Origin of the sequence: Roseicyclus marinus (assembly GCF_030163795.1) — a bacterium.
Taxonomy (GTDB): domain Bacteria; phylum Pseudomonadota; class Alphaproteobacteria; order Rhodobacterales; family Rhodobacteraceae; genus Roseicyclus; species Roseicyclus marinus.
The window spans coordinates 223,655-242,372 of sequence record NZ_JASJOF010000003.1; the positions used below are offsets into that span (position 1 = coordinate 223,655).

The window sequence follows — 18,718 nt, forward strand, 5'->3', positions numbered from 1 at the left end:
TAAGCCTACAAACATCCTTTCTTATTTTTTTCTCTTTTTAAGAGAGACCAGGCCCGGCCGGTCCTCGCTTGACAGGCGGGGTCTTGGCGCTTAGCTCTCGGCCAACCCCCGTCCGGGGGCTGTCTTCCTTTCTTGCACAGAAAACGCGACCGCCACTGCGCCGTCCGTTTCCGGGACATTTCCATGACAAAGACGACGCTGACGCTGGCCGAACTGAAAGCCAAGTCGCCCAAAGACCTTCTGGCCATGGCCGAAGAGCTGGAGATCGAAAACGCCTCGACCATGCGCAAGGGCGAGATGATGTACGAAATCCTCCGCGAACGCGCGGATGAGGGCTGGGACATCATCGGCGACGGCGTACTCGAGGTTTTGCAAGACGGCTTTGGCTTCCTCCGCTCGCCCGAGGCAAATTACCTGCCCGGCCCGGATGACATCTACGTGTCGCCCGACATGATCCGCCAATATTCGTTGCGCACCGGCGATACTGTCGACGGCGTCATGGTCGCGCCCAAGGACAACGAACGCTATTTCGCTCTGGTCAAAGTCCAAAGCATCAATTTCGAAGATCCCGAACGCGCCCGTCACAAGGTCGCCTTCGATAACCTCACGCCGCTTTACCCCGATGAACGGCTCAAGATGGAAATCGAGGATCCGACGATCAAGGATCGCTCCGCCCGCATCATCGACCTCGTGTCGCCCATCGGCAAAGGCCAGCGCGCGCTGATCGTCGCGCCGCCGCGCACCGGTAAGACGGTTCTGCTGCAAAACATCGCGCATTCCATCGAAACCAACCACCCGGAATGCTACCTGATCGTTCTTCTGATCGATGAACGCCCAGAAGAAGTCACCGACATGCAGCGCAGCGTGAAGGGGGAGGTGATTTCCTCCACCTTCGACGAACCCGCAACACGCCACGTTGCCGTTGCTGAGATGGTCATCGAAAAGGCCAAGCGGCTTGTCGAACACAAGCGTGACGTGGTGATCTTGCTCGACTCGATCACCCGCCTTGGCCGCGCCTTCAACACGGTCGTTCCGTCCTCGGGCAAGGTTCTGACCGGTGGCGTGGATGCCAACGCGCTCCAGCGCCCCAAGCGCTTTTTCGGTGCCGCCCGGAATATCGAGGAGGGCGGCTCGCTCACCATCATCGCGACTGCCCTGATCGACACCGGCAGCCGTATGGACGAGGTCATCTTCGAAGAATTCAAGGGCACCGGTAACTCGGAAATCGTGCTGGATCGCAAGGTTGCCGACAAACGCGTCTTCCCCGCGATGGACATCCTCAAATCGGGCACAAGGAAAGAGGAACTGTTGGTCGACAAGATCGATCTGCAGAAAACCTATGTCCTGCGCCGTATCCTGAATCCGATGGGGACGACGGATGCCATCGAATTCCTGATTTCCAAGCTCAAGCAGACCAAGACGAACTCGGAATTTTTCGAATCCATGAACTCCTAAGGGGCCACGGCGATGCATACGATTTTCGCCCTGGCGACCGCTCGGGGCAAATCGGGCGTCGCCGTGATCCGTATCTCGGGGCCAGCGGCCCATCAGGTCGGCGCTGCATTGGCACGCGATCTGCCGGCGGCCGGTCGCTTTGCCCTTCGCACGCTGCGTGACGCGGGGGGCGGCATTCTCGACCAGGCGCTGATCTTGCGTTTTGACGCGCCGCGCAGTTTCACCGGCGAAGACAGCGTGGAACTCCAACTTCACGGCAGCATCGCCGTGATCCGCGCCGTCGAACGCGCAATTTCCGATACCGGGCTTGCCCGCATGGCCGAACCCGGCGAATTCACCCGGCGCGCGCTGATGAACGGCAATCTCGACCTCGCGCAGGTCGAAGGCCTGTCAGATCTGATCGCCGCAGAAACCGAGATGCAGCGCCAGCAAGCGCAATCGCTTTTCACAGGCGCGATGCGTGGTTTTGCCGATACCTGCCGCGCCGATCTTCTGCGCGCCGCTGCCTTGATCGAGGCAACCATCGATTTCGCGGATGAAGAGGTTCCGGTCGATGTCTCGCCCGAAGTGGGCCAGTTGATCGCGCGTGTGATCGTCGCCATCGACGCTGAACTTGCAGGGTTTTCCGGCGCGGAACGCCTGCGCGCAGGGTTCGAGGTTGCGATCATCGGCCGCCCGAACGTCGGCAAGTCCACCTTGCTCAACCGCATCGCAGGACGCGATATCGCTATCACTTCCGAGATCGCGGGGACCACGCGTGATGTGCTCGAGGTGCGCGTCGACCTGGACGGCCTGCCCGTCACCTTCCTTGATACGGCAGGCCTGCGCGATAGCACCGATGCCATCGAGCGTATCGGCGTGGCTCGCGCCCGGCAGCGGGCCGAGGCTGCCGATCTACGTATCTTGCTTGATGATGGGCAAGAGGTCGCGCCGGATTTCGGCCTTGCCATCGACCTGCGCTACGCCACGAAATCGGACGTCACCGGCTTCGGCATCTCCGCCCTCACGGGGGAGGGGGTCGATCAACTTCTGGCCGATGTGTCCGCCGCGCTGTCGGACAAGCTTTCGGGGATGGGCGTCGCCTCGCATGAACGCCATCGCCAGGCGCTCATGCGTGCGCGCGACGCGCTGAACCTTGCTCAAACGGCCTTTGCGTCCGGAACGGGCGCCGAGATCCTTGCCCTTCACTTGCGCGATGGGGCTGCGGCGCTTGACTCCCTCATCGGGCGCATGGATGTAGAGAGCGTCCTCGGCGAAATCTTTGCGCAATTCTGCATCGGCAAGTGATGGAGTGTTTCACATGAAACATGCCCCTTTCGACGTTATCGTGATCGGCGGCGGCCATGCCGGGGCCGAGGCGGCGCATTCTGCCGCCCGCGCCGGTGCCCGCACCGCGCTTGTCACCATGCGCCGCGATACGATTGGCGTGATGTCCTGCAACCCGGCCATCGGCGGCTTGGGCAAAGGCCATCTCGTGCGCGAGATCGACGCGATGGGCGGGATCATGGGCCTTGCCGCTGACCGCTCTGGCATCCAGTTCCGCTTGCTGAACCGCCGCAAGGGGCCTGCCGTTCGTGGCCCCCGCACGCAATCCGACCGCGCGCTTTATCGCGCTGCGATCCAATCCCTGTTGGCTGAACAGCCCAACCTGACGATTTTGGAGGGGGAGGTTGCCGACCTCATCCTGACCGATGGCCGCATCGTCGGTGTCGAACTGGCAGATGGCGCCCGGATGGGGGCGGGGGCTGTTGTCCTGACCACCGGCACCTTCTTGCGCGGTGTCATCCACATCGGTGACCGCAAGATGGAAGGCGGGCGTATCGGTGATAAACCCTCCAACCGTCTTGCGCAGCGCCTGCGCGACCTTTCCCTGCCGCTTGGCCGCCTGAAAACCGGTACGCCGCCGCGGCTGCGGTCCTCTTCCATCGATTGGGCGCGGCTGGAAATGCAGCCCGCCGATGATGATCCGATGCTGTTTTCGTTCCTGTCGACGGCTCCGACCGTCCGTCAGATCGCGTGCGGTATCACGCATACGAACGAACGCACACACGATCTGATCACCGCCAACCTTTCGCGGTCCGCGATGTATGGTGGCCATATCGAGGGGGTCGGCCCCCGCTATTGCCCGTCCATCGAGGACAAGGTGGTCCGCTTCGCTGACAAGACCTCGCATCAGATTTTCCTCGAACCCGAGGGGCTGGACAGCGATGTTGTCTATCCCAACGGCATCTCCACCTCGCTGCCGGAGGATGTGCAGCACGATTACGTCCATTCCATCGTCGGTCTGGAGCAGGCAGAGATCCTGCAACCCGGCTACGCCATCGAATACGATTACGTCGATCCGCAAAGCCTGAATGCCGCGCTGGAATTGCCGATGCTGCCGGGCCTGTTCCTCGCCGGTCAGATCAATGGCACAACAGGCTACGAAGAGGCGGCGGCCCAAGGCTTGATGGCCGGCCTCAACGCAGCGCGGCAGGTGGCGGGGCAGGGGCCGGTCATTCTTGGCCGCGACCGCGCCTATATCGGTGTGTTGATCGACGATCTGGTGACGCGTGGGGTTACCGAACCCTATCGCATGTTCACCTCGCGCGCCGAATACCGCCTGTCACTTCGCGCCGACAACGCCGACCAACGCCTGACGCCGCTCGCCGCCGACCTTGGCCTGATCGATCAGACGCGCAGCGCCCTGTTCGAGGGAAAATTGAATGCGCTTGCGCAGGGTCGCGCCCTTTTGGAGGGTGAAACCTTCACCCCGCGCGAAATTGCGGCGCAAGGGATTCCCATCAATCAGGATGGTCAGCGCCGGACAGGGATGGATATCCTCGCGTTCCCCGACATCGCGCCGACTCAGATCGACCCACTCCTTCCGGCTTTTGCCGATTTGCCGGACGAGATTCGCACCCAACTCGCGATCGAGGCGCTCTATCGCACCTATGTCGATCGTCAGCAGCGTGATGCCGACGCCCTGCGCCGGGATGAGGCGCTGACCATCCCCGAAACGCTCGACTATTCCGATATCGGCGGGCTCTCGAACGAATTGCGCGGGAAACTCACCCGCATTCGCCCGCAAACATTGGGGCAGGCGGGCCGGATCGACGGCATGACGCCCGCGGCCCTTGCCCTCATCCTCACCCGCATCCGCCAGGACGAGCGCCTGCGCGCATGACCGAGGATGACGCAAAGGCCCGGATCGCCGCGCGTGTTTCACGTGAAACACTGGAAAGGTTGGAGCTTTTCGTCGCGCTTCTGACCAAGTGGCAGAAAACCATCAACCTGATCTCGCCCGCCACCCTGCCGCAGATCTGGTCGCGCCATATCCTCGATTCGGCGCAAGTGCTGGATCATGCGCCTTTGGATGCCGGTTCTTGGGCTGATCTGGGCAGCGGCGGCGGCTTTCCTGGCCTTGTCTGTGCCGCTATCGCGCATGAGACGCGGCCCGATCTTCGTTTCAACATGGTGGAGGCCGATTTGCGCAAGGCCGCGTTTCTGCGCGAAACCGCGCGCCAAATGGGCCTGACCGTCGGTGTCTTCAGCCGCCGGATCGAGGATATGCCACCCCAATCCGCCGATATCGTGTCGGCCCGCGCGCTTGCCGCGCTCGATACGCTCTGCGGTTACGCCCATCTCCACCTGCGCCCCGGTGGTGTCGCCCTTTTTCAAAAGGGGGCGCGCCATGCCGAGGAACTTGAAACCGCGCGCCAGCGCTGGCAGATGGACGTGACCACGGTTCCCAGCGTCACCGACGCCGACGCCGTCCTGTTCCGTATCGAGAACCTGACCCATGCCTGACGCCAAACGCCCCCGCATCCTTGCCGTGACGAACCAGAAAGGGGGCGTGGGCAAGACCACCACCGCCATCAATCTCGGCGCGGCTTTGGCGGAACTTGGCGAACGGGTGCTGATCGTCGATCTCGACCCGCAGGGCAACGCCTCCACCGGCCTCGGGGTCAGCCCCAAGGATCGCGACAACACCACGTATGAGCTGCTGCTGGAAGACGCGCCTTTGTCCGAGGTGATTCGTCCCACCGGTGTCGAACGCCTCCATATTGCACCCGCCACCACCGATCTCAGCTCCACGGATGTCGAACTTGGCACACAGGAAAACCGCGTCTTCCTGCTCAAGGATGCGCTGTCCTCCGATGCGGCGCTGGCCTTCGACTACGTCTTGATCGATTGCCCGCCGTCGCTCAGCCTTCTGACGGTGAACGCGCTTGTGGCCTGTGATGCCGTCCTCGTGCCGCTTCAGGCCGAGTTTTTCGCCCTCGAAGGTCTGTCACAGCTCATGCTGACCGTCCGCGACGTGCGCGAAACCGCCAATCCCGGCCTCCGCATCGAAGGCGTGGTCCTCACCATGTATGACCAGCGCAACAACCTCAGCCAACAGGTCGAGGCGGATGCCCGCGCCACCTTGGGCGATCTGGTCCTGAACACCCGTATCCCCCGTAATGTCCGGCTGAGCGAAGCGCCGTCTTTCGCCATGCCCGTGTTGGCCTATGATCCCCAGTCCAAGGGCAGCCAGGCCTATGTCGATCTCGCGGCCGAGATCCTGTCCCGCCACGCCAAACGCAAGGAACTCGCCTGATGGTCAAAAGACGCGAACGCAGCGGCCTTGGGCGCGGTCTTTCGGCGCTCATGGCCGATATCGAAACGCCCCAGACCACGGGTACTGATGCAACCCAGCGCGTGCCGCGTGACACGCGCCGCGTTCCCACCGACCGTATCCGCCCCAATCCGGACCAGCCCCGCCGCAGCTTTGCCGAAGGCGCCCTGCAGGAATTGGCGGCGTCGATCCGCGAAAAGGGTGTCATCCAGCCCCTGATCGTGCGTCCGGACCCCGTCGATGCCGACCGTTTCCAGATCGTTGCGGGCGAACGCCGCTGGCGCGCGGCGCAGCTGGCGCAACTTCACGATCTGCCGGTGATCATCCGCGATTTCGACGATACCGAGGTGCTCGAGGTTGCGATCATCGAGAATATCCAGCGCGCCGACCTGAACGCCCTGGAAGAAGCCCAAGGTTATCGCCAACTGATCGACCGCTTCGGCCATACGCAGGATCAACTGGCCCAAGCGATGGGCAAAAGCCGCAGCCACATCGCCAATCTGATGCGGCTTCTGGCCTTGCCAGACCCAATTCAGGATATGCTCCGCAACGGTGATCTGACCGCCGGTCACGCCCGCGCGCTACTGACGGCCGAGGATCCGCTGGCATTGGCGCGCAAGGCCGTGGCCGAGGGGTGGTCTGTACGAGACGTAGAAAAACACGCGAAATCAAAGACTTCGGGGGATACGGCGCGCCCCTCACGCGCGACGACTGGGCGTGGAACGGACAAGGATGCCGATACGCTCGCTCTTGAGGGTGATCTGAGCGCCACATTGGGAATGCCCGTCAGCATCGACCATGACACCACCTCGGGCGAGGGGCGCGTGACGATCCGGTACCGCGATCTGACCGCGCTTGACGATCTCATCGCGCTTTTGTCGCGCGGTTAGGGCGGCTACCGCGCCTCTGCCAGCAGATCGCGCAGGACCGCGTTCAGCACCCGCCGCCCGTCCAGCGTCGTGGTGATCTTTTGCTCTGTGACCTCGATCATCCCCAAGGATTCGAGCCTGTTCAGCACATCAGGGTCGAAATCCGCGCCGTTCATCGCCACGAACCGCGCCCTGTCCATGCCTTCGGACAGGCGCAGCGCCATCATCGCGTATTCTTCCGCCTGTTCGCGCCCGCTTACCGTCTCGCGAAGCGTTTCGCCGCTTCCTTGCGTCTCCACGCGCCGCAACCAACCCAGGGGCGATAAGTCCGTCTCGGTCGCCTGCCGCTGACCGTTCAGCGTGATCCGACCATGCGCACCCGGCCCGATCCCGGCGTAATCGCCACCGCGCCAATAGATCAGGTTATGCCGCGACTGCGCCATGTCCCCCGCGTGGTTCGACACTTCATAGGCCGGCAGACCCGCCGCCTCGCACATCTCTTGGGTCAGATCATACATCGCGGCGGCCGTATCATCCTCGACCAGCCCACCCAGACGCCCGATGGCGTACCGGTCGCCAAAGGCGGTGCCTTCTTCGATCGTCAGCTGGTAAAGCGACAGGTGATCGGCGGCCAGCGTCAGTGCCTCGGCCAGTTCCGCCCGCCAATCTTCCAGATCCTGATATTGCCGGGCATAGATCAGGTCGAAACTGACGCGCGGGAACACATCTCGGGCGATTTCATAGGCATTTCGACCCTCCGCCGCTGAATGGAGCCTGCCAAGACGCTTCAGATCGGTATCGTTCAGCGCCTGCAACCCCATCGAAACGCGGTTCACCCCGGCATCGCGAAAGGCACGAAACCGCTCTGCCTCAACCGATGTGGGGTTGGCCTCCAACGTCACTTCCAGATCATTGGCCAGCGCCCATTTCCCCCGGATCGCGTCCAGCATGGCCGCGACCGTATTGGGCGCCATCAAGGACGGGGTGCCGCCGCCAAAATAGATGCTTGTCAGGCGTCGACCGGGCAACTCGGCCGAAACACGTTCAATTTCCGATAGATAGGCGGCTTTCCACCGCGCCTGGTCGATCTCGGACGCGACGTGGCTGTTGAAATCGCAATAGGGGCATTTGGCTTGGCAAAACGGCCAATGGATATAAAGGCCGAAACCACCGGCCTCCCAGGGCTCAGCCACCGAAGACCTGCTTCAATTTCTCCACCGCCTTGGCGCGATGGCTGATCTTGTTCTTCTCCCAGCGATCCATCTCGCCGAATGTCACGTCATAGCCTGCGGGCTGGAAAATCGGGTCATAGCCATGCCCTTGGTCCCCCCGCATCGGCCAAACGACCTGTCCCTCCATCACGCCGGGAAACACCTCGTCATGCCCATCGGGCCATGCCAGCACCAGCGTGCAACAAAACCGCGCGGTGCGGGGGTGGGCCGCGCCCTTGGCCTCCAGCAGATCATGGGTTTTCCGCATCGCCATGACGAAATCGCGGCCATTGGGGGTTTCCGCCCAATCGGCGGTATAGACACCGGGTGCGCCATCCAGCGCGTCGATCTCGATCCCGCTGTCGTCCGAAAGGGCGGGCAGCCCCGTAGCCTTGGCCGCCGCATGGGCCTTGATCCGGGCGTTCTCCACGAATGTCGTGCCGGTTTCCTCCGGCTCGGGCAGGCCATGATCGGCGGCAGAAGACACGGTGATCCCGTAAGGCGCGAGCAACGCCTCCATCTCCTCCAGCTTGCCGCGATTATGCGTCGCGATCAGCAGACGGTCGCCCGTGAAGTGCCGCATCAGCTGGTCGCCGCCTTCTGCGCCTTGACCAGCGCCGCGATACCGCTTTCGGCCAGCCCGTACATTTCGTCGAACTGCCCGCGCGAAAACGCCGACCCTTCGGCGCTGGCCTGCACTTCGACCAAGGCGCCGCTTCCCGTCATGACGAAATTCGAATCCGTCCCGGCCTCGCTATCCTCAAGATAATCCAGATCCAGCACCGCTTGCCCCGCATAGATCCCGCAAGACACGGCGGCGATGTGATCCGTGATCGGGTCGCTGACGATATCGCCCGCTTTGATCAATTTGTTCACGGCCAGCCGCAACGCGACCCAACCCCCGGTGATCGACGCGCAGCGCGTCCCGCCATCGGCCTGAATGACGTCGCAATCGATGGTGATCTGCCGCTCGCCCAATGCCGACCGGTCCACACCCGCGCGGAGCGCGCGCCCGATCAACCGCTGAATTTCCTGCGTCCGGCCCGATTGCTTGCCCGATGCCGCCTCGCGCCGCATCCGCGTATGGGTCGCGCGCGGCAACATCCCGTATTCCGCCGTGACCCAGCCAAGGCCCGTATTTTTCAGGAACGGAGGCACCCGTTCCTCCAGCGTTGCTGTACACAGGACATGCGTGCCGCCACACCGGATCAGACACGACCCCTCGGCATGGCGCGTGACACCCGTCTCGATGGAAATCTCGCGCATTTCGTCTAGGTTTCGGCCGGAAGGACGCATAAATATCTCCTGATCTACATCACGCGGGATAGTCCGCGCGCCGCCTCGGACGCAAGCCCGAATGGATCGAATGACCATGACGACGACCGACCGCAAGACCAACAGCCAGAATGTGATGGGCGATCTCAACGACCGCTCGCGCGAGGTGTTTCGCCGCGTGGTCGAGGGATATCTTGAAACCGGCGCGCCCGTGGGTTCCCGCACGCTCACGCGCAGCCTGTCGGAACAGGTGTCTGCGGCCACCATCCGCAATGTGATGCAGGATCTCGAATATCTCGGCCTGCTCGACAGCCCCCATATCTCCGCCGGGCGCGTACCCACTCAGCTTGGCCTGCGCATGTTCGTCGATGGCTTCCTCGAGGTGGGCGAGCTTGCTGCCACCGACAAACGCAGCCTCGATGACACGCTCGGCGCCAATGTCGGCGACGTGGCCAGCGCGCTCGATCGCATCGGCGCCGCCCTGTCGCAGGCGACCCATGGCGCCAGCGTGGTTCTGGCCCCGAAACGCGAGGCGCCGATCAAGCACATCGATTTCGTCTCGCTTGCCGCCGACCGCGCCCTTGTCGTGCTGGTGTTTTCCGATGGCCATGTCGAAAACCGCCTGTTCCAACCGCCCCCCGGCCATACACCCAGCGCGATGCGCGAAGCGGCGAATTACCTCAACGCCCATCTGGCCGACCGGACGCTTGGGTCGCTGCGCGCCGAAATGCAGCGCGAGGTGGATCAACGCCGCGCCCAGATCGACGAGATTGCCAACCATCTGATCGAGGCCGGCCTCGCCGTCTGGGACAGCGACGGCAACGATCAGGGCCGCCTGATCGTGCGCGGCCGCGCGAATCTCCTCTCCGATACCGCCGAGGCGGAAGAGCTTGAGCGCATCCGCCATCTCTTCGACGATCTCGAACGCAAACGTGACATCGCCGAATTCCTCGAACTGGCCGAAACCGGCGACGGGGTCCGCATTTTCATCGGTTCCGAGAACAAGCTTTTCTCACTTTCGGGTTCCGCTCTGGTGGTCTCTCCCTATATGAACGCGGATCGGAAGATCGTGGGCGCGGTGGGGGTCATCGGCCCGACCCGTCTGAATTACGGGCGCATCGTCCCGATCGTGGATTACACGGCGCAACTGGTCGGCAAACTGATCGCCGACCGGGGATAATCGCCGCAAGGAAGGGTGAAGAGGCACGTATGTCCGACGCGAAACAAGATCATGTCGCTGAACAGGAACACGCCGAAGAGGCCGCAACCGCCGAGGTCGATCTGACCGACGATGTCCCGGTGGATGAGCAAGACGCGCTGCGCGCGGAAGTCGCCGAACTCAAGGACCGTCTCCTGCGCACGCTGGCCGAATCGGAAAACGTGCGCAAACGCGCCGAACGCGATCGGCGCGAGGCCGAGAAATTCGGCGGCTCCCGCATCGTGCGCGATCTTCTGCCGGTCTATGACAACCTGCGCCGCGCGCTGAACAGCTCCACCGATGCGGTGGGCGAGGCCGACAAGGCCCTGACCGAAGGCGTGGAACTGACGCTGCGTGAATTGCTCAAGGTGATGGACAAGCACGGCGTCACCCTGATCGCGCCCGAGGTCGGTGAAACCTTCGACCCCAACACCCACGAGGCGATGTTCGAAGCCCCCGTTCCCGGCACCAAGGCAGGCGATATCCTCCAAGTCATGACCGAAGGCTTCCTGCTGCACGACCGCCTGATCCGCCCCGCGCAGGTCGGCGTGTCCTCGAACCCCGGCTAGGATTTTTCTGCCAGATCCTTGAGATCATAAAGGATTTGCAGCGCTTCCCGCGCCGTCAATTCGTCGGGGTGTATCTCTTTCAGACGCGCCTCGACGGCCGATCCCTTCACCGCCTTCGGCGCGGGTGCGGGCATGGCGGCAAACAGCGGCAGATCGTCGATCACCGCCTTGCGGTCGCCGCCTTCCCGCTCACCCTTTTCCAGTGCTGTCAGCACCGTTTGCGCCCGCGCAATCACCCGGTCGGGCAGGCCGGCCAGCTTGGCGACTTGCACCCCATAAGACCGGTCGGCGGCACCTTCCCGCACCTCGTGCAGGAAAATCACCTCTCCCTCCCATTCGCGCACCGCAACCGTGGCATTGCGCAACCCCTCCAGCCGCGCGGCAAGATTGGTCATCTCGTGGTAATGCGTGGCGAACAGCGCTCGACAGCGGTTCACCTCGTGCAGATGTTCCAGCGTCGCCCAAGCGATCGACAACCCGTCATAGGTGGCCGTGCCCCGCCCGATCTCGTCCAGGATCACCAGCGCGCGGTCATCCGCCTGGTTCAGGATTGTCGCCGTTTCCACCATCTCGACCATGAAGGTCGACCGCCCCCGCGCCAGATCATCGGCCGCGCCGACCCGGCTGAACACCTGGCTTACCAACCCGATTTCGGCACGCTCTACAGGCACGAAACTGCCCATTTGAGCCAGAATCGCGATCAAGGCGTTCTGCCGTAGATAGGTGGATTTCCCCGCCATATTGGGGCCCGTCAACAGCGTGACCGCAGCACCATCGCCAGCAGGGGACAGGCGGCAATCATTTGCGACAAAGGGCGCGCCGCTTTGCCCCAGCGCCGCCTCCACCACCGGGTGGCGCCCGCCGACGATGTCGAAGGCGCGATCTTCCCGCATCTCGGGGCGGGCCCAGTTCCCCTCGACCGCCCGCCGGGCCAACGCCGCGCTCAGATCCAGCTCCGCCAGCGCGCGCGCCGTAAGCCCGATGGCATCTTGCGCCGCCAAAACGGCCTCGCGCAGCGACTGGAACAGCGCCCGCTCGATCTCCTGCACACGGTTCCCCGCGTTCAGGATCTTGGTCTCCAGCTCCGACAGTTCCAGCGTGGTGAACCGCACCGCATTGGCCGTGGTCTGCCGATGGATGAACCGCTCGGACAAAGGGGGCGACAACATCTTGCCCGCATGGGTCGCCGTCGTCTCGATGAAATAACCCAAGACGTTGTTGTGCTTGATCTTCAGCGACAAAACCCCCGTCGCCTCGATATACTCCGCCTGCATCGGCCCGATCACGCCGCGCCCTTGGTCGCGCAGGTGGCGCACCTCGTCCAGTTCGGCATCGTAGCCGTCGGTGATCGAGCTTCCATCGCGCAATTGCACCGGCGGCTCGGCCACCAGTGCCCGCTCCAGCAGATCGGCCAGCGCGGCATCCCTCGCCAGACCGTCGCGGGCGGTCGCCAAGATATCGGGCAGCTCGGCACCGTCCATCGCCCGATGCAACAGTGCAGCCCCCGCCAACCCGTCCCGGATCGCCGCCAGATCGCGTGGCCCGCCCCGGTCCAGTGCCAACCGCGACAGCGCCCGATCCAGATCGGGGATACGCCGCAAATGCCCCTCGATTTCGTCTCTGATCAGCCTGTCAGACACGAAAAACGCGACCGCCTCATGCCGCGCCCGGATCACGCCCAGATCGGTTGATGGCCCCGATAGCCGCCGCTCCAACAACCGTGCGCCGCCCGCCGTCAGCGTCCGGTCGATGACCGACAGAACCGTATTTGCGCGACCGCCCGACAGCGCATGGGTCAATTCCAGGTTGCGCCGTGTCGCCGCGTCCAGTTGCAGGACCAGCCCCGCATTCTGGCGTCTGGGCGCGTGCAACAGCGGCAGGCTGCCCTTTTGCGTCAGGCTCAGGTAATCGATCAGGGCCGCCATCGCCGCGACCTCGGGCCGGCCAAAGGTTCCGAACCCGTCCAGCGAGGCGACACCGAACACCTCGCCGATCCGCCCTTCGGCCCGGCTGTCAAAACTGGTGGGGGCCAGCAGCGTCACCGCCGCGCCGATCTCCTCCATCGCAGAAACCCGTTCGGGCGGCATCCCGTCCGATACCAGCACCTCGCGCGGCATCAGACGGGCCAATTCCGGGCCCAGCCGCACGGGCGGGCAGGGCATCACCTGAAAATCCCCGGTCGAGATATCGCACCACGCCAGCGCGCCGTCGCCCCGGATCTCGGCATAGGCGGCCAGGTAATTGTGCCGCCGCGCCTCCAGCAGCGTATCCTCGGTCAGCGTGCCCGGCGTGACCAGCCGCACCACCTCGCGCCGCACCACGGCCTTGGACCCGCGCTTCTTGGCCTCGGCAGGGTCCTCCATCTGCTCGCAGATGGCCACCCGGAACCCTTTGCGGATCAGCGTCAGTAGGTAACTCTCGGCGGAATGGGCCGGAACCCCGCACATCGGGATGTCCTCGCCCAGATGCTGGCCGCGCTTGGTCAGCGCGATATCGAGCGCAGCGGCGGCCGCCACCGCATCGTCAAAGAACATCTCGTAGAAATCGCCCATCCGGTAGAACAAAAGCGCATCGGCATGTTGCGCCTTGATCTCCAGATACTGCGCCATCATCGGCGTCACTTGGGCCGTCATCCCGTTCCCCCTCGCAAGCGTGCAAAGCCTACGCAAGCCGCACCGGGGATTGAAGCGCAAACGCATGAAAAAAGGCCCCGAAAGAGCGGGGCCTTTTGCAATTCCTTGGCTGGGTATCTTACCCGGTCATCCCATCCCAAAAGCTCTTCACCTTGTCGAAAAACCCGGTCGCATTGGGATTGTTCGACTTGGCGCTGATCTCTTCGAACTTCTTGAGCAGCTCTTTTTGCTCGGCCGTCAGGCTGACGGGCGTCTCGACAGCCAACTCGATATACATGTCGCCGATGCCCGGGCCACGCAGCTGGGGCATCCCCTTGCCGCGCAACCGCATCTGGCGCCCTGATTGCGAGCCTTCGGGCACTTTCACCCGGCTGCGCCCACCGTCGATCGTGGGCACTTCGATCTCGCCACCCAGCGCCGCGCGCGTCATGGACACCGGCACCCGGCAGAACAGGTCGATCCCATCCCGCTGGAACAGCGCATGTTCAGAAACCTCGATGAAGATATACAGATCGCCCGACGGTCCGCCGCGCATCCCGGCCTCGCCCTCGCCCGACAGGCGGATGCGCGTTCCGGTCTCCACGCCTGCGGGAATGTTCACCGACAGGGCGCGGTCCTTTTGCTGGCGTCCCGCGCCGCCGCAGGTCCGGCAGGGGTTCTTGACGATCTGCCCCATGCCCGAACAGGTGGGGCAGGTCCGTTCCACGGTGAAAAAGCCCTGCTGCGCCCGAACCTTGCCCATGCCCGAACAGGTGGGGCAGGTGGTGGGCTCGGCTCCAGCCTCGGATCCGGTGCCGTTGCACGACCCGCAGGCGACCGAAGAGGGCACCGTGATCTGCTTGGTCAGACCCGCAAACGCCTCTTCCAGGCTGATCCGCAGGTTGTAGCGCAGGTCCGATCCCCGGCTTGCCCGATTGCGCCCGCCACCGCTGCGCTGGCCGCCCATGAAATCGCCAAAGAGATCTTCGAACACATCCGAAAAGGCGCTGGCGAAATCGCCCTGTCCGGGCCGCCCGCCATATCCACCCGACCGGCCGCCGCCCGCCATGCCCCCGTCAAAGGCCGCGTGGCCGAACCGGTCATAGGCGGCCTTCTTGTCGGCATCCTTCAGGACGTCATAGGCCTCGTTCACTTCCTTGAACTGGGCCTCGGCATCGGGTTTGTCGGCGTTGCGGTCGGGGTGAAGCTCTTTCGCCTTGGTGCGATAGGCTTTCTTGATCTCATCGGCGGACGCGCCTTTCGAGACCCCAAGCACCTCGTAGTAATCGCGCTTTGCCATCTTGTCCCTTCCCTGGAACGCGCGTGCCGGCCAAGGTCGCCCCCGGCCGGCCGCGAGAGGGTCACATCACGCGATCACCCGCGCTTGCGGTCGTCGTCGAGGTCTTCGAAATCGGCATCGACGATGTCGTCGTCCACGGGCCGTGCCGCGTCCGGATCATCATCCTCGCCGTCTTCGGCTTGCGCCTTGTAGATCGCCTCGCCCAGACGCATCGCCGCTTCGGTGACGTTCTGGATGCCGCTCTTGATCTTGCCGGCGTCTTCCGTCTCCAGCTGCTCCTTCAGCGCCTTGATGGCCAGTTCGATCGCCTCGATCGTGGACGGATCGACCTTGTCGCCATGCTCTTCCATCGACTTTTCGGTCGAATGGATCAGGCTTTCGGCCTGGTTGCGGGTTTCCACCAATTCGCGGCGCTTCTTGTCGGCGTCGGCGTTTTCCTCCGCCTCCTTGACCATGCGGTCGATATCCTCGTCCGACAAACCGCCCGAGGCCTGGATGGTGATCTTCTGCTCCTTGCCGGTGCCTTTGTCCTTGGCGCCGACCGACACGATGCCATTGGCGTCGATGTCGAAGGTCACTTCGATCTGCGGCACTCCGCGCGGCGCGGGCGGGATGTTTTCCAGATTGAACTGGCCCAGCATCTTGTTATCCGCAGCCATCTCGCGCTCGCCCTGGAACACGCGGATCGTCACCGCGTTCTGGTTGTCCTCGGCGGTCGAGAAGATCTGTGCCTTCTTCGTCGGGATCGTGGTGTTGCGGTCGATCAGGCGGGTGAACACGCCGCCCAGCGTCTCGATGCCCAAGGACAGCGGCGTCACGTCCAGCAGAACCACGTCCTTCACGTCGCCCTGCAACACGCCCGCCTGAATAGCGGCACCCATCGCCACGACCTCGTCGGGGTTCACACCCTTGTGCGGCTCTTTGCCGAAGAACTTGGTCACTTCCTCGATGACCTTCGGCATCCGGGTCATGCCGCCGACCAGAACAACCTCGTCGATGTCGCCCTTGGACAGGCCGGCATCCTTCAACGCGGCCGCGCAAGGCTTCATCGACTTGGTGATCAGATCGCCCACCAGGCTTTCCAGCTTGGCCCGCGTCAGCTTCATCACCAGGTGCAGCGGCTGACCGTTCGACCCCATCGAGATGAAGGGCTGGTTGATCTCGGTCTGGCTCGAGCTCGACAGCTCGATCTTGGCCTTTTCTGCCGCTTCCTTCAGGCGCTGCAGCGCCATCTTGTCCGAGGTCAGATCGACGCCGTTCTCTTTCTTGAACTCGTCGGCCAGATAATTGACGATCCGCATGTCGAAATCTTCACCACCCAGGAACGTGTCCCCGTTGGTCGATTTCACTTCGAACAGGCCGTCGTCGATTTCCAGAATGGTGATGTCGAAGGTACCGCCACCAAGGTCATAGACCGCGATGGTGCGCGTTTCCTTCTTGTCCAGCCCATAGGCCAGCGCCGCCGCCGTCGGTTCGTTGATGATCCGCAGCACCTCGAGGCCCGCAATCTTGCCGGCATCCTTGGTCGCTTGGCGCTGGGCGTCGTTGAAATAGGCGGGAACGGTGATGACGGCCTGCGTCACCTCTTCGCCCAGGTAGCTTTCGGCGGTTTCCTTCATCTTGGTCAGGATCTGCGCGGAAACCTGGCTCGGCGAATATTTCTCGCCGCGCACCTCGACCCAGGCGTCGCCATTGCCGCCATCGACGATCTTGTAGGGAACCAGCTTCTTGTCCTTCTCCACCTCGGCATCGCCAAGGCGGCGGCCGATCAGGCGCTTGACCGCGAAGATGGTGTTTTCGGGGTTGGTCACGGCCTGCCGCTTGGCGGCTTGGCCGACAAGACGCTCGTCTTCGGTATAGCCTACGATCGAGGGCGTGGTGCGCGCCCCTTCGGAGTTCTCGATGACGCGCGGCTGGCTGCCATCCATGATGGCGACGCAGGAGTTGGTGGTGCCGAGGTCGATACCAATCACTTTGGCCATGTCGGTCGGGTCCCTTTGCTTCAAGCGAACAGGCGGTGGCGGGTCCGTTATGGCCCCCGGTGCCGCCTTCGTGATGGTGTTAGATATGGCCGGGATGCACGCCCGACCGGTTCGGAGGGTATATAGGGAGGTGGATTTGCCCCTGCAAGCGTCGGGCGGGGCCGCAAAACAGGGGAAAACCATGGAAACGACGGTGGATCTGAACGGGGTGACAATCTGGCCCGGCTGGCTTTCGCCTGACGATCAGGCCGAAATGGTGCAAGATATACGCGCCGTGGTCGCCGCAGCCCCCTTTTTCACCCCCGAAACGCCGCGCGGGCAAAAGATGTCGGTCCGCATGACGGCGGCTGGCGATTACGGCTGGATTTCGGATCGCCGTGGCTATCGCTATGCGCCAACGCATCCCTCGGGCCCGCCTTGGCCGCCGATCCCGGCCTCGGTCCTGCGGGTGTGGGATGCGCTGTCGGGCAGCGACCGCCAACCCCAATGCTGCCTGGTGAACTGGTATGCCGATACCGCCCGCATGGGCCTGCATCAGGACCGGGACGAGGCCGACCTGACCCAACCCGTCCTCTCCATCTCGCTCGGCGATGACGCGCTCTTCCGCGTTGGCGGCATCGAACGCGGTGGGCCGACGCGGTCGATCTGGCTCCGCTCCGGCGATGTGGCGCTTTTGGCGGGGCCTGCGCGCCTTGCCTATCACGGCATCGACCGGGTGCTCCCCGGCTCCTCCACGCTGTTGCGCAACGGGGGCCGGATCAACCTCACGCTGCGCGTCGTGGATCAACGACCGGCGTTCCAGCTGTCCGAGGCGTGACGGCGGGTAAAGGCTTCGCCCATGAACCCGATCACCATCAGAACCAGCGTCGCGTAGAGCGCATACTGCCAGTTGGAATGATGCGGGAAATAATTCACGAACACGAATCCCCGCGCTTGGTCGATGATGTGGAACAACGGGTTCCAGTCGAAAAAGCCGATGATCGCGGTGGGCATCATGTTCGCGACGAACATCTTGCCCGACGCGATCATGTTCGCCCGCACATAGACCTGTTGCAGGATCCCGGCCAGATCCGGCACCCATGGCTTCAACCCCATGAACAACAGGCCGATCACACAGCCCGATCCCCAGGCCAATATGAACATCCCCAGCGCGCCGGGCCAGTTGTGGATCGTGATCGGCGTGAACAGCGTGTGCAGGATCAGCAAGATCACCAACAGGCTGACCGTCTGCGTGTACAGCACGCTCAACGCCGATGACAGGATCGCCACCATCGTGTTCATCGGCGCATGTTGCATCAGGGCCGAGGTCGAATTCTCCGCCCCCGTGATCGCCTGCACCGCCTTGATGTGCGTGAGATAGGCAAAAATGCCGGTCAGCAGGTAGAGCATGAAATCGCCCCGCACCGCCGCGCCCCGCTGCCCCAAAACCGTGAACATCATGTAGAAGGCCGCGATGAACAGCATGGATTGCAGCACGCTCATCAAGATCGCCATGATCGCGTAGCGATGCGTCTGCCGCACCTTTCGCGCGCCTGCGTGAAAGCTGTTTTCCAGCATTGCCATGGCAAGGCTGAAGGTCGATTGACTGCGGCGGCTCTCGAACATGACGGCCTGTAACCTTGAACTACACCTGCGCCGGGCCGACCG

16 protein-coding genes are annotated in these 18,718 nt (G+C 63.4%); 9 read left to right on the plus strand and 7 right to left on the minus strand.

The annotated features are described in order from the left end of the window. The first annotated feature begins 183 nt into the window (after window positions 1-183). Genes rho through QQK63_RS06190 form a run of 6 tightly spaced genes read left to right on the plus strand, consistent with a single transcriptional unit; the run spans window position 184 to window position 6,945 of the window. Complete coding sequence (rho, locus tag QQK63_RS06165) at window positions 184-1,455, plus strand: transcription termination factor Rho (protein ID WP_277825517.1); 1,272 nt, start codon at window positions 184-186, stop codon at window positions 1,453-1,455. 12 nt (window positions 1,456-1,467) lie between these two features. After that, entirely contained in the window at window positions 1,468-2,742 is a 1,275-nt protein-coding gene (gene mnmE / locus QQK63_RS06170) for a tRNA uridine-5-carboxymethylaminomethyl(34) synthesis GTPase MnmE (RefSeq protein ID WP_277825519.1), read from the plus strand. A gap of 13 nt (window positions 2,743-2,755) precedes the next feature. Beyond that, window positions 2,756-4,621 (plus strand): tRNA uridine-5-carboxymethylaminomethyl(34) synthesis enzyme MnmG, encoded by a 1,866-nt coding sequence (gene mnmG, locus QQK63_RS06175; protein WP_277825521.1) that lies wholly within the window; start codon window positions 2,756-2,758, stop codon window positions 4,619-4,621. Continuing rightward, a complete protein-coding gene (gene rsmG, locus QQK63_RS06180; RefSeq protein WP_277825523.1) occupies window positions 4,618-5,244 on the plus strand; it encodes a 16S rRNA (guanine(527)-N(7))-methyltransferase RsmG in 627 nt (208 codons plus the stop codon). Before mnmG ends, rsmG begins: the two co-directional genes overlap by 4 nt. Then, window positions 5,237-6,037, plus strand: coding sequence for a ParA family protein (locus QQK63_RS06185; RefSeq protein WP_277825525.1), 801 nt, complete (start codon window positions 5,237-5,239; stop codon window positions 6,035-6,037). Before rsmG ends, QQK63_RS06185 begins: the two co-directional genes overlap by 8 nt. After that, window positions 6,037-6,945, plus strand: coding sequence for a ParB/RepB/Spo0J family partition protein (locus QQK63_RS06190; protein ID WP_277825527.1), 909 nt, complete (start codon window positions 6,037-6,039; stop codon window positions 6,943-6,945). The genes QQK63_RS06185 and QQK63_RS06190 overlap by 1 nt, the downstream gene beginning before the upstream one ends. Before the next feature lie 5 nt (window positions 6,946-6,950). Here QQK63_RS06190 and hemW read toward each other — a convergent pair whose 3' ends face one another. The 3 genes from hemW to rph are packed head-to-tail and all read right to left on the minus strand — an operon-like array spanning window position 6,951 to window position 9,431. Beyond that, entirely contained in the window at window positions 6,951-8,117 is a 1,167-nt protein-coding gene (gene hemW / locus QQK63_RS06195; RefSeq protein WP_277825529.1) for a radical SAM family heme chaperone HemW, read from the minus strand. Beyond that, the gene (rdgB, locus tag QQK63_RS06200) at window positions 8,110-8,718 is read right to left on the minus strand and encodes an RdgB/HAM1 family non-canonical purine NTP pyrophosphatase (protein ID WP_277825531.1); all 609 of its coding nucleotides are present in this window, start codon (window positions 8,716-8,718) and stop codon (window positions 8,110-8,112) included. The genes hemW and rdgB overlap by 8 nt, the downstream gene beginning before the upstream one ends. Then, a complete protein-coding gene (rph, locus tag QQK63_RS06205; RefSeq protein WP_277825533.1) occupies window positions 8,718-9,431 on the minus strand; it encodes a ribonuclease PH in 714 nt (237 codons plus the stop codon). The genes rdgB and rph overlap by 1 nt, the downstream gene beginning before the upstream one ends. Before the next feature lie 70 nt (window positions 9,432-9,501). On the opposite strand from rph, the gene hrcA reads away from it, so the two are divergent. Together hrcA and QQK63_RS06215 are read left to right on the plus strand one after the other, a co-directional pair. Further along, window positions 9,502-10,590 carry a heat-inducible transcriptional repressor HrcA gene (gene hrcA, locus QQK63_RS06210; RefSeq protein ID WP_284283184.1) on the plus strand — a complete coding sequence of 363 codons (1,089 nt, stop codon included), beginning with the start codon at window positions 9,502-9,504 and terminating at the stop codon, window positions 10,588-10,590. 29 nt (window positions 10,591-10,619) lie between these two features. Then, window positions 10,620-11,177, plus strand: coding sequence for a nucleotide exchange factor GrpE (locus QQK63_RS06215; RefSeq protein ID WP_277825537.1), 558 nt, complete (start codon window positions 10,620-10,622; stop codon window positions 11,175-11,177). Here QQK63_RS06215 and mutS read toward each other — a convergent pair. The 3 genes from mutS to dnaK all read right to left on the minus strand — a co-directional run bounded on the left by mutS (window position 11,174) and on the right by dnaK (window position 17,071). Further along, window positions 11,174-13,810 carry a DNA mismatch repair protein MutS gene (gene mutS, locus QQK63_RS06220; protein WP_277825539.1) on the minus strand — a complete coding sequence of 879 codons (2,637 nt, stop codon included), beginning with the start codon at window positions 13,808-13,810 and terminating at the stop codon, window positions 11,174-11,176. The genes QQK63_RS06215 and mutS overlap by 4 nt on opposite strands. 118 nt (window positions 13,811-13,928) lie before the next feature. Continuing rightward, entirely contained in the window at window positions 13,929-15,089 is a 1,161-nt protein-coding gene (dnaJ, locus tag QQK63_RS06225; protein WP_277825541.1) for a molecular chaperone DnaJ, read from the minus strand. A 74-nt stretch (window positions 15,090-15,163) separates the two neighbouring features. Then, window positions 15,164-17,071, minus strand: coding sequence for a molecular chaperone DnaK (dnaK, locus tag QQK63_RS06230; protein WP_277825542.1), 1,908 nt, complete (start codon window positions 17,069-17,071; stop codon window positions 15,164-15,166). A 181-nt stretch (window positions 17,072-17,252) separates the two neighbouring features. Between dnaK and QQK63_RS06235 the strand changes: the two genes are divergently transcribed. Continuing rightward, the gene (locus tag QQK63_RS06235; RefSeq protein WP_277825543.1) at window positions 17,253-17,888 is read left to right on the plus strand and encodes an alpha-ketoglutarate-dependent dioxygenase AlkB family protein; all 636 of its coding nucleotides are present in this window, start codon (window positions 17,253-17,255) and stop codon (window positions 17,886-17,888) included. Here QQK63_RS06235 and QQK63_RS06240 read toward each other — a convergent pair. After that, window positions 17,855-18,676, minus strand: coding sequence for an ABC transporter permease (locus tag QQK63_RS06240; RefSeq protein WP_277825545.1), 822 nt, complete (start codon window positions 18,674-18,676; stop codon window positions 17,855-17,857). The genes QQK63_RS06235 and QQK63_RS06240 overlap by 34 nt on opposite strands. Window positions 18,677-18,718: the final 42 nt, after the last annotated feature.

Bases quoted from the DNA above. Each gene is read 5' to 3' on its own strand.
- rho (WP_277825517.1), top strand. From the start codon at position 184: ATGACAAAGACGACGCTGACGCTGGCCGAACTGAAAGCCAAGTCGCCC.
- mnmE (WP_277825519.1), top strand. From the start codon at position 1,468: ATGCATACGATTTTCGCCCTGGCGACCGCTCGGGGCAAATCGGGCGTC.
- mnmG (WP_277825521.1), top strand. From the start codon at position 2,756: ATGAAACATGCCCCTTTCGACGTTATCGTGATCGGCGGCGGCCATGCC.
- rsmG (WP_277825523.1), top strand. From the start codon at position 4,618: ATGACCGAGGATGACGCAAAGGCCCGGATCGCCGCGCGTGTTTCACGT.
- QQK63_RS06185 (WP_277825525.1), top strand. From the start codon at position 5,237: ATGCCTGACGCCAAACGCCCCCGCATCCTTGCCGTGACGAACCAGAAA.
- QQK63_RS06190 (WP_277825527.1), top strand. From the start codon at position 6,037: ATGGTCAAAAGACGCGAACGCAGCGGCCTTGGGCGCGGTCTTTCGGCG.
- rdgB (WP_277825531.1), bottom strand. From the start codon at position 8,718: ATGCGGCACTTCACGGGCGACCGTCTGCTGATCGCGACGCATAATCGC.
- rph (WP_277825533.1), bottom strand. From the start codon at position 9,431: ATGCGTCCTTCCGGCCGAAACCTAGACGAAATGCGCGAGATTTCCATC.
- hrcA (WP_284283184.1), top strand. From the start codon at position 9,502: ATGACCATGACGACGACCGACCGCAAGACCAACAGCCAGAATGTGATG.
- QQK63_RS06215 (WP_277825537.1), top strand. From the start codon at position 10,620: ATGTCCGACGCGAAACAAGATCATGTCGCTGAACAGGAACACGCCGAA.
- mutS (WP_277825539.1), bottom strand. From the start codon at position 13,810: ATGACGGCCCAAGTGACGCCGATGATGGCGCAGTATCTGGAGATCAAG.
- dnaJ (WP_277825541.1), bottom strand. From the start codon at position 15,089: ATGGCAAAGCGCGATTACTACGAGGTGCTTGGGGTCTCGAAAGGCGCG.
- dnaK (WP_277825542.1), bottom strand. From the start codon at position 17,071: ATGGCCAAAGTGATTGGTATCGACCTCGGCACCACCAACTCCTGCGTC.
- QQK63_RS06235 (WP_277825543.1), top strand. From the start codon at position 17,253: ATGGAAACGACGGTGGATCTGAACGGGGTGACAATCTGGCCCGGCTGG.
- QQK63_RS06240 (WP_277825545.1), bottom strand. From the start codon at position 18,676: ATGTTCGAGAGCCGCCGCAGTCAATCGACCTTCAGCCTTGCCATGGCA.